General features: G+C 60.2%; 1 protein-coding gene. It reads right to left on the bottom strand.

Annotation, left to right across the window (positions count from 1 at the left end; genetic code table 11):
• Positions 1–264, bottom strand: a 264-nt coding sequence (locus AC1KVE_RS21035; RefSeq protein WP_481093051.1) for a calcium-binding protein, incomplete at both ends; no start/stop codon positions are given.

Here is a 264-nt window from a genome sequence, read left to right as displayed (position 1 = left end):
TCACCGAGCAGCAGATCGTTGCCGTTCCAGCCGGTCAACGTATCAGCCGCATCGGTGCCTAGCGTGGTCAAGCCCATCGCCCGCAAAGTCGCCGGCGTCCAGATCGTGCCATCGGCAAAGACAAACTGCTCGATGCTGCTCGCATCGTTTTCATTGCCGCCGCTGAGCCAATCCTTCAACCGCACCGAGTCAGTGCCGTTGCCCAGATCCAGCACGACATCTGGACCTTCACGCAACACACGCACATCGCCAGCAGCGATACCT

The sequence above is a fragment of the Xanthomonas sp. NCPPB 2864 genome (genome assembly GCF_056675615.1).
Note: the sequence above shows the minus strand (reverse complement) of the source record. Positions and strands in the feature narration are given on the sequence as shown.